This window comes from Pseudolysinimonas sp., assembly GCF_044239695.1.
Classification (GTDB): domain Bacteria; phylum Actinomycetota; class Actinomycetes; order Actinomycetales; family Microbacteriaceae; genus Pseudolysinimonas_A.
Genome location: NZ_JBIIAW010000123.1, coordinates 1 through 7,593 on the forward strand (window position 1 = coordinate 1; position 7,593 = coordinate 7,593).

At 69.4% G+C, this 7,593-nt stretch carries 10 protein-coding genes; 3 read left to right on the forward strand and 7 right to left on the reverse strand.

Annotated elements, in window-relative coordinates; all coding sequences use genetic code 11:
• Positions 1-148 precede the first annotated feature (148 nt).
• A complete protein-coding gene (locus ACILQS_RS14380) occupies positions 149-1,750 on the reverse strand; it encodes an ABC transporter substrate-binding protein (RefSeq protein ID WP_395640816.1) in 1,602 nt (533 codons plus the stop codon).
• 46 nt (positions 1,751-1,796) lie between these two features.
• Positions 1,797-2,810, reverse strand: a complete 1,014-nt coding sequence (locus ACILQS_RS14385) for a dipeptidase (protein ID WP_395640817.1) — start codon at positions 2,808-2,810, stop codon at positions 1,797-1,799.
• Between the two features lie 166 nt (positions 2,811-2,976).
• On the opposite strand from ACILQS_RS14385, the gene ACILQS_RS14390 reads away from it, so the two are divergent.
• Positions 2,977-4,638 (forward strand): FAD-dependent oxidoreductase, encoded by a 1,662-nt coding sequence (locus ACILQS_RS14390; protein ID WP_395640818.1) that lies wholly within the window; start codon positions 2,977-2,979, stop codon positions 4,636-4,638.
• Here the strand turns inward: ACILQS_RS14390 and ACILQS_RS14395 are convergent.
• Entirely contained in the window at positions 4,599-4,763 is a 165-nt protein-coding gene (locus ACILQS_RS14395; RefSeq protein WP_395640819.1) for a rhodanese-like domain-containing protein, read from the reverse strand. The genes ACILQS_RS14390 and ACILQS_RS14395 overlap by 40 nt on opposite strands.
• 16 nt (positions 4,764-4,779) lie before the next feature.
• On the reverse strand, positions 4,780-5,091 hold the full coding sequence (locus ACILQS_RS14400; RefSeq protein ID WP_395640820.1) for a rhodanese-like domain-containing protein: 312 nt from the start codon (positions 5,089-5,091) through the stop codon (positions 4,780-4,782).
• Between the two features lie 77 nt (positions 5,092-5,168).
• Here ACILQS_RS14400 and ACILQS_RS14405 point away from each other — a divergent pair, with 77 nt between their 5' ends.
• Together ACILQS_RS14405 and ACILQS_RS14410 are read left to right on the forward strand one after the other, a co-directional pair.
• Positions 5,169-5,426 (forward strand): metal-sensitive transcriptional regulator, encoded by a 258-nt coding sequence (locus ACILQS_RS14405; RefSeq protein ID WP_395640821.1) that lies wholly within the window; start codon positions 5,169-5,171, stop codon positions 5,424-5,426.
• A 67-nt stretch (positions 5,427-5,493) separates the two neighbouring features.
• A complete protein-coding gene (locus ACILQS_RS14410; RefSeq protein ID WP_395640822.1) occupies positions 5,494-5,664 on the forward strand; it encodes a hypothetical protein in 171 nt (56 codons plus the stop codon).
• Here ACILQS_RS14410 and ACILQS_RS14415 read toward each other — a convergent pair.
• From ACILQS_RS14415 to ACILQS_RS14425, 3 genes are read right to left on the reverse strand one after another with little or no spacing between them, the layout of a single operon-like run.
• Positions 5,661-6,617: an NAD(P)-dependent alcohol dehydrogenase gene (locus ACILQS_RS14415; protein WP_395640823.1), complete on the reverse strand. Its 957-nt coding sequence runs from the start codon at positions 6,615-6,617 to the stop codon at positions 5,661-5,663. The two genes, ACILQS_RS14410 and ACILQS_RS14415, sit on opposite strands and share 4 nt — an antisense overlap.
• Entirely contained in the window at positions 6,614-6,841 is a 228-nt protein-coding gene (locus ACILQS_RS14420) for a helix-turn-helix transcriptional regulator (RefSeq protein ID WP_395640824.1), read from the reverse strand. Before ACILQS_RS14420 ends, ACILQS_RS14415 begins: the two co-directional genes overlap by 4 nt.
• A 1-nt stretch (position 6,842) precedes the next feature.
• Positions 6,843-7,271: a hypothetical protein gene (locus ACILQS_RS14425; protein ID WP_395640825.1), complete on the reverse strand. Its 429-nt coding sequence runs from the start codon at positions 7,269-7,271 to the stop codon at positions 6,843-6,845.
• Positions 7,272-7,593 lie beyond the last annotated feature (322 nt).

The window sequence follows — 7,593 nt, forward strand, 5'->3', positions numbered from 1 at the left end:
CGTCGGTCAGCTCGGCGATGATCGCCTCGCGCGTCTCCTGGTCACGGGCGCCGAGTTCGACTCGGATGATGGCCATGTCGTTCCTTTCGTGGTGCGTGGTGCAGAGATGAGGGAGGGCGCCGGCGGCTGCCGGCGCCCACCCCGCGGCTCAGCGGTCGAGCCAGAGATTGCTGAAGAACCGGTACGTCGGGGTTCCGTCGCCGCGGTAGCCCCGCACGTCGTTCAGCACCACGTCGTAGTTCGCGTCGATGTAGGTCATCGCGACCGGTCCGCGTTCGGCGAGGATGAGCTCCGCCTGCTGGTACAGCTCCTCGCGCGCGTCGGGGTCGAGTTCTGCCCGCGCATCGGCGATCAGTTCCTCGTACTCCTCGTCGACCCAGTTGCCGTAGTTGAGGCCGCCGCCGTCGGTGAAGCTCGACGTGAAGCGCTCGTCCGGGTCGATCGTGACGCTGAAGCCCGACTGGAACATGTCGAAGTCATCCTCCGCCATACGCGCGTTGGCGATGGTCGATTCGGCCGGCTCGAGGGTGACATTGATGCCGATCTCGGCCAGCTGCGCCTGCTCGACTTCGGCCGAACGCACCTGGAACGCCGACGTCGAGATCACCAGCAGGTTCGTGTCGAACCCGTCCGGGTAGCCGGCTTCGGCGAGCAGCTCCTTGGCGCGCTCGAGATCGGGCTCGCCGTAGACCGGCTCGGTCAGGGCGCCGAAGCGACCCTCGGGCAGGTACCCGGCGTTCAGCGGGTTGCCGACTCCGGCGTTCGCGACGTCGAGGATCGCCTGGCGGTCGAGCGCCAGGAAGATCGCCTGACGAACGCGCACGTCGTCGAACGGAGCCCGCGAGGTGTTGAGCCGCAGGTGCAGCGACAGCGACCCCGCGCCGCCGTACCAGTTGAGGCTCTCGTCGGCCTTGAGGGTGTCGATGAACTCCGGGGCGGCACGCCACAGGAAGTCGATGGTGCCGCTGCGGATGGCCGCGGAGCGGGCGTTGTCGTCGGGGTTGAACGTGAAGTCCATCCCGTCGAGGTAGGGACCGTTCTCGCCCCAGTAGTCGTCGAACGCGTCGAGCTTGATCGTCTGACCGACGATCCGTTCGGCGAGTTCGAACGGGCCCGACCCGCCGTCGACGGTGCCGTTGAGGGTGCCGTTGGCCTCGACGACCTCGCGGTCGACGATCGCCGACGACGAGGTGGCCAGCAACGACAGCAGCGATGCGCTGGGCTCGGCGAGCTCCATCACGACCGTGTAGTCGTCGGTCGCCTCGATCGACTCGATGCCCGCGTAGCTGCGCGCACGGGGCGCGGCCGTGGCCGGGTCCTGGATGCGCTCGATCGAGTACACGACGTCGTCGGCAGTCACCGGGCGACCGCTGTGGAAGACGGCATCCTCGCGCAGCTCGAAGGTGAGTTCCGTGCCGTCCTCGTCGAACTCCCACGTCTCGGCGAGCCCGGGGATGACCTCGCCGCGGTAGTAGTGCACGAGGGAGTCGTAGACCTGCTCGTTGATGACGTAGGCCGAGGTCTCGGTCGCGGTGTGCGGGTCGAGGTTGGTCGCGTCGAGGCGGATCATGACGTTGAGCCGGCCACCCTCGACAGGGTCGCCTTCCGACATCTCGTCTTCGAGCTTGATCTCGATCGACGAGCCGAGGTCTTCGTCCTCGGTGCTGGGCGGCGCGCCTCCGCCGGTGCAGGCGGTGAGCAGAGCGGCGACGGCGACGAGCGCGCCGGTCGCCAGAATGCGGGATCTCATGGTGCTTCTCCTTAGGTACTCTCCGGTGGGGGGTGCAGGTGGAGCGTCAGACCGTCCAGGCCTGGTCGAAGACCCGGAGCCAGTTCTGGCCGAGGATCTTGGTCACCTCGTCGGGCGAGAATCCGCCGTCGAGGAGGGCAGGGGTGAAGTTGGCGAAGTCGCCGGCGTCGTCCATGCCGATGGCGCGACGGTCGGTCCAGCCGAACCCGGGCAGCAGGTCGGCCTGGTTCGGGTCGGCGAGTTGCGCGATGCGCATCTCCTGAGTCCAGGTCTCGTCGTAGTCGGTGGCGATCGCGACGTGGTCGACGCCGACGAGGTCGGCGATGTGCGCGACGTGCTCGACGAACCGCGTCAGGTCGGGGCGGCGGCCGGGCTCGTCGGGGTAGTGCAGGAAGCCCGACAGGGTCGTGATGCCGAGCACTCCACCCTGGGCCGCGAGGGCCTTGAGGAAGTCGTCGGACTTCGCCCGGATGTGCGGCGAGAGCACGTTGCAGAAGGAATGGGTGACGACGACCGGCGTCGACGACGCCTCCATGGCGCCGAGACCGGTCGCCTCGCCGCAGTGCGACACGTCGACGAGGATGCCGAGGTCGTTCATCTCCGCCACGAAGCGCTTGCCGGCGAGCGTGAGCCCGCTGTCGACGGGCTCGCCGCATCCGGCGCCGAGGAGGTTCTGTCGCTGGTAGGTGAGCTGGAGGATGCGCACGCCCAGGTCGTAGAACGTGCCGAGCAGGTCGAGGTCGACGCCGATCATCTCGGTGTCCTGAGGCCCGAGGATGACGGCTTCCTTGCCTTCGGCCTTGGCACGTTCAATGTCGGCCACCGTCAGCGCCAGCAGCACCTGGTCGGAATGCGCGTCGATCCAGCGGCGGCAGGTGTTGACGTCGCGCAGCGCCTCGAGGGTTCCCGCGTAGGGGCGCGTGACCGTGTGGTTGACGGCGGTCACCCCGCCCCGACGGATGCGCTCGAGGTGCGCGTCCGAGAGTTCGATGACGGTGCTGCCCTCGACGACGACGGCGGAGCGGTGGACGTCGGCGGCCTGCGTCGCGACGGAATTCATGGTGCCTCCGGGATCTGGTGGTTTTCCCGAACTATACGATGCACACCGTTTACAGCACCAGACTGTAACCAGTTCGTCATAATCAAGTCTCGTTTTGACGAATTTCGTATTCTGTGGGTCGCGAGTGCTGAGTAATACCCCTGGGGGTATCTGGTATTCTGAGCGAATGACTCCGCGACGTATCCTCATCGTCGGCGGCGTCGCGGGCGGGATGTCCGCCGCGACGCGCCTGCGCCGCCTGCTCGAGCACGCCGAGATCGTGGTCTTCGAACGCGGCGGGCACGTGTCGTTCGCGAACTGCGGGCTGCCGTACTATCTCGGCGGCGTGATCGACGACCGCGCCGACCTGCTGCTGCAGACCCCGGCGTCGCTCGCCGCGCGTTTCGGCCTCGACGTGCGCGTGCGCCACGAGGTGCTCGCCATCGACCGCGACGCCCGCACGATCCGGGTGCGCGACCTCGAGAGCGGCACCGAGACCGACGAGCCCTACGACGCCCTCGTGCTCTCGCCCGGCGCCAGCCCGGTGCGGCCCGACCTCCCCGGTGCCGAGCGGATGCTCACCCTCCGCGACATCGACGACGTCGACGCCGCGATGGCCGCGCTGCAGACGAAGCCACGATCGGCGCTCGTGCTCGGCGGCGGATTCATCGGCCTCGAGATGACCGAGAACCTGCTGCGCCGTGGCCTCGCCGTCACGCTCGTCGAACGCAATCCGCAGGTACTCACCCCGCTCGACCCCGAGATGGCCGAACCCGTCGCGGCTCGGCTCCGCACCGCCGGCGTCGACCTCCGTCTCTCGTCGGGAGTCGTCGCTCTCGGCGCCGACACGGCGACCCTGGTGAACGGCGACACCGTGCCCGCCGACCTCGTCATCGCCGCCACCGGGGTGCGTCCCGACAGCGGGCTCGCCCGCGACGCCGGGCTCGCCCTCGGGCCGCGCGGCGGCATCCGGGTCGACGACCGGCTGTGCACCGCCGACCCGGCGATCTTCGCGATCGGCGATGCCGCCGAGAAGGTCGACGCGCTCACCGGGGAATCCCGGCTCGTGCCCCTCGCCGGGCTCGCGAACCGCCACGGGCGGCTCGTCGCCGACGCGATCGCCGGGCGCGAGATCCGGGTGCGCGACGCCCTCGGCACCGCGGTCGTCGGCGTGCTCGACCTCACCGCCGCCGTCACCGGCTGGAACGAGAAACAGCTGCGCGCCGCCGGACGGGAGATCCGCGTCATCCACACCCACCCGGCCTCGCACACCGGCTACTACCCGGGGGCCCAGCCGATGGCGCTGAAGCTGCTCGTCGACGCCCGCACCGACGAGATCCTGGGCGCTCAGGGCGTCGGCGGGGAGGGCGTCGACAAGCGCCTCGATGTGATCGCGACCGCGATGACGGGACGGCTCACGGCCTCCGACCTCGCCGATCTCGAACTCGCCTACGCCCCGCAGTACTCCTCGGCGAAGGATCCCGTCAACATGCTCGGCTACGTCGCCCTCAACGCGCGCGACGGCCTCACCCCGTCGATCCAGTGGCACGAGCTGGCCGCCGCGCTCGACGCCGGGGCGACCCTCATCGACGTGCGTTCCGTCGCCGAATACCGCGACGGCGCCATCCCCGGCTCGCTCAACATCCCGCTCGACGACCTCCGCGCGCGGCTCGACGACCTCCCCGCGGGTCGCCTCATCGTGCACTGCAAGGTGGGCCAGCGCGGCCACGCCGCCGTGCGCCTGCTCGCCCAGCACGGCCGGGACGCCGTCAACCTCGACGGCGGGTACCTCACCTGGAGTGCGGGAACTCAGTCGACGAAGTCGATGCCGGTGGCCTCGGCCGCCTGATCGAGCCCGCCCCCGTTGACGAGTGACGTGAACCCGAGATCGGTCATCCGATCGATCGCCGCGGCCGACCGGTTGCCCGAGCGGCAGGAGACGACGTAGTCGGCGTCGGGATCGAGTTCGCTCACCAGGGCGATGTGCGGATCACGCGGGGACCCCGCGCTCGACGGGGAGCCCCGAGCGGTACCAGTTGGTGATGCCGCCGTCGACGTCGACGGCGTCGATGCCCTCGCCGGTGAGGTAGGCCGTCGCCTGCGCGCTACGGCCGCCCGACAGGCACATCACGTACACCGCGCGGTCCCGCGGAAGCTCGGTGAGCCGTGCGGGCAGAGTGCTGAGCGGGATGTTGAGCGCACCCGCGACGCGGGCGTCGGTGAACTCGTCGGGCTCGCGCACGTCGACGATCGTGGCGTCGGCGCCGAGCGCCGCGAGGTCGGTCGGTGAGATGGTCGTCATGCCGACGATCATATACCCCTAGGGGTATCATGGTGCTGGCTCGCGACTGCGGGCGAACCCACGACACGGAGGATCCCATGGACCTCGACCCCGCCGGCATGAAGCCCGTGCTCAACCGACTGCGCCGCGCCCAAGGGCAGCTGACCGCCGTCATCCGCATGATCGAAGAGGGCAAAGACTGCACGAGCGTGGTCACGCAGCTCGCGGCCGTCTCGAGCGCCCTCGACCGCGCGGGTTTCGCGATCATCGCCGACACGCTCGAGAAGTGCGTCAAGCAGGACGAGCCGGAGCTCGACCGCGCCCAGCTGGAGAAGCTCTTCCTCTCCCTCGCCTGACGGAAGGTGGCATCCCGATACCCCCGGGGGTATCTTGGAGTCACCCCCTTCACGATCGGAGACGACCATGTGTTCAGCCGCCACCTGCCGCACCTGCGGAAAGACGACCTGGACGGGCTGCGGCCAGCACGTCGACCAGGTGATGCGGCGCGTCCCGTCCTCACAGCGCTGCCCCGGCCACCCGAAGGCCGAACGCACCGGCTTCTTCGCCCGGCTCTTCGGGGCCCGCGCCGGCTAGGGAACGAGCACCAGCTTGCCCGGATGCTTGGCCGCCCGGAGGTCGTCGATCGCCTGCGCGACGTCATCCAGGGGGTAGCTGCGGGTCAACGGCGAACGCAGCTCCCCGCTCTCGAGCGATCCGCGCAACTCGTCCAGGCTCTCCGGCGTCGTCGACGCCAGGAGGGTGACGATGCGGATGCCGCGCACGAACAGCGAGCGGAACGAACGACCCAGCGGGCCGAGAACCGCTCCTCCCCCCTCGTCGCCACCGAGCACGAGAACTCCGCCCGGGTGGATCACGCGGCGCCACGACCGCAGCGGCCGCCCGCCGGCGAAGTCGAAGACCGCCGTGAATCGCCGCTGCCCCGCGGTGACGTCGGTCGTCGCGTAGTCGATGGCCTCGGTCGCCCCGAGCCGCAGCACGAACTCGGCCTTGCGGGCGCTGCAGATCGCGGTGACGTGGGCGCCACGCGCCTTCGCGAGCTGCACGAGCATCGAGCCGACCCCGCCCCCGGCGCCCGTGACCGCGACCTGCTTCCCGGCGAGGTCACCCGCCACGGCGAGCGCCTGGAGCGCCGTGTAACCGGCCATCGGCATCGCGGCCGCCTCCTCGAACGACACCGTCGCGGGCTTCGGCTGGAGCCGCTCCTGCGTCGCCACCGCGTACTCCGCGAAGGTGCCATCGCCCGCGCCGAAGACCTCGTCTCCGACCGCGAACCGGGTCGCCCCCGGCCCGACCGCCTCGACGACCCCGGCGAGATCCGCGCCGAGTGACGCGTTCCGCGGCCTCGGGAATCCGAGCGCGACCTTCACGAGCGACGGACGCCCGGTCATCAGGTGCCACTCGGCCATGTTGACCCCCGCCGCCTTCACCCGCACGAGCACCTGGTCTGCCGCGGGCGTGGGGATGTCGACATCCTCGATCGTCAGGACATCCGTCTCGCCGTATGCGCGGCGCCGTACTGCTCTCATTTCTTCTCCTCCGGTTCGTAGCTGAAGACGTCGTCGAGTCCGACGCCGAAGACGCGGGCGATCTGGAACGCCATCTCGAGCGACGGCGAGTAGCGCCCCTGCTCGATCGCGATGACGGTCTGCCGGGTGACCCCGATCCGTTCGGCGAGGTCGGCCTGGGTCATCTCGCCGGCGGCGAACCGCAGGGCACGGATGCCGTTGGTGACGCGCGTGGGCTTCACCACGTCAGAACCCCCGGCGGTACAGGGCGAGCCGGGCCATCGTGCCCAGCAGCCCGGAGACGACGAACGCGAGGTAGATCTCGTTGGCGATCCAGAAGTGGTCGACCTCGAGCCAGGCGAGCACGAGCGCTCCGATGGTGCCGATGACGACGATCGAGTTGCCGACGCGTTCGCCGGCGTGCTCGATCTCCTTGTCGCGCACGTCGGGCTTGCCCTGGTTGTCGCGGTCGGCGCGGGTGATGATCGCGATCACGATCCCGCCCAGGATGCCCGCGACGATCGCGCCGCCGATGGTGGCGAGCATCGGGATGACGTACTCCGCCTCCTCGAGCGGCCGGCCGGCCGCCTGGGTGAACAGCAGCACCAGGTAGGTGGTGTAGCCGACGACGACGATGCCGCCGAACAGCCAGGTGTTCTTCTCGATGTACGACACGTGCCCTCCCGGCATCCGATGTCAAGAATGTTTGACCCGCTCAAGGTAAAGCATCCTGTACCTCGTGTCAAACATTCCTGACATCTGTGCCGATCGGTCTTGCGTTGGTCCGCCGTTTGCGAATCCCGCCGCGTTCAGCTCGTAGGCACGATTCGCAAACAGCGGACCAGGCACCTGGCAGCGGCGCCCAGGAGCACTCCGGGAGAATGAAGGCATGACGGAGTTCTGGGCGTGGCTCGAGGGATTCATGAACACGGGCTGGAGCCTGCCCGTGCGGATCGGGCTCATCGTGCTGGTCGCGTTGTTCGTGCGGCTCCTGCTG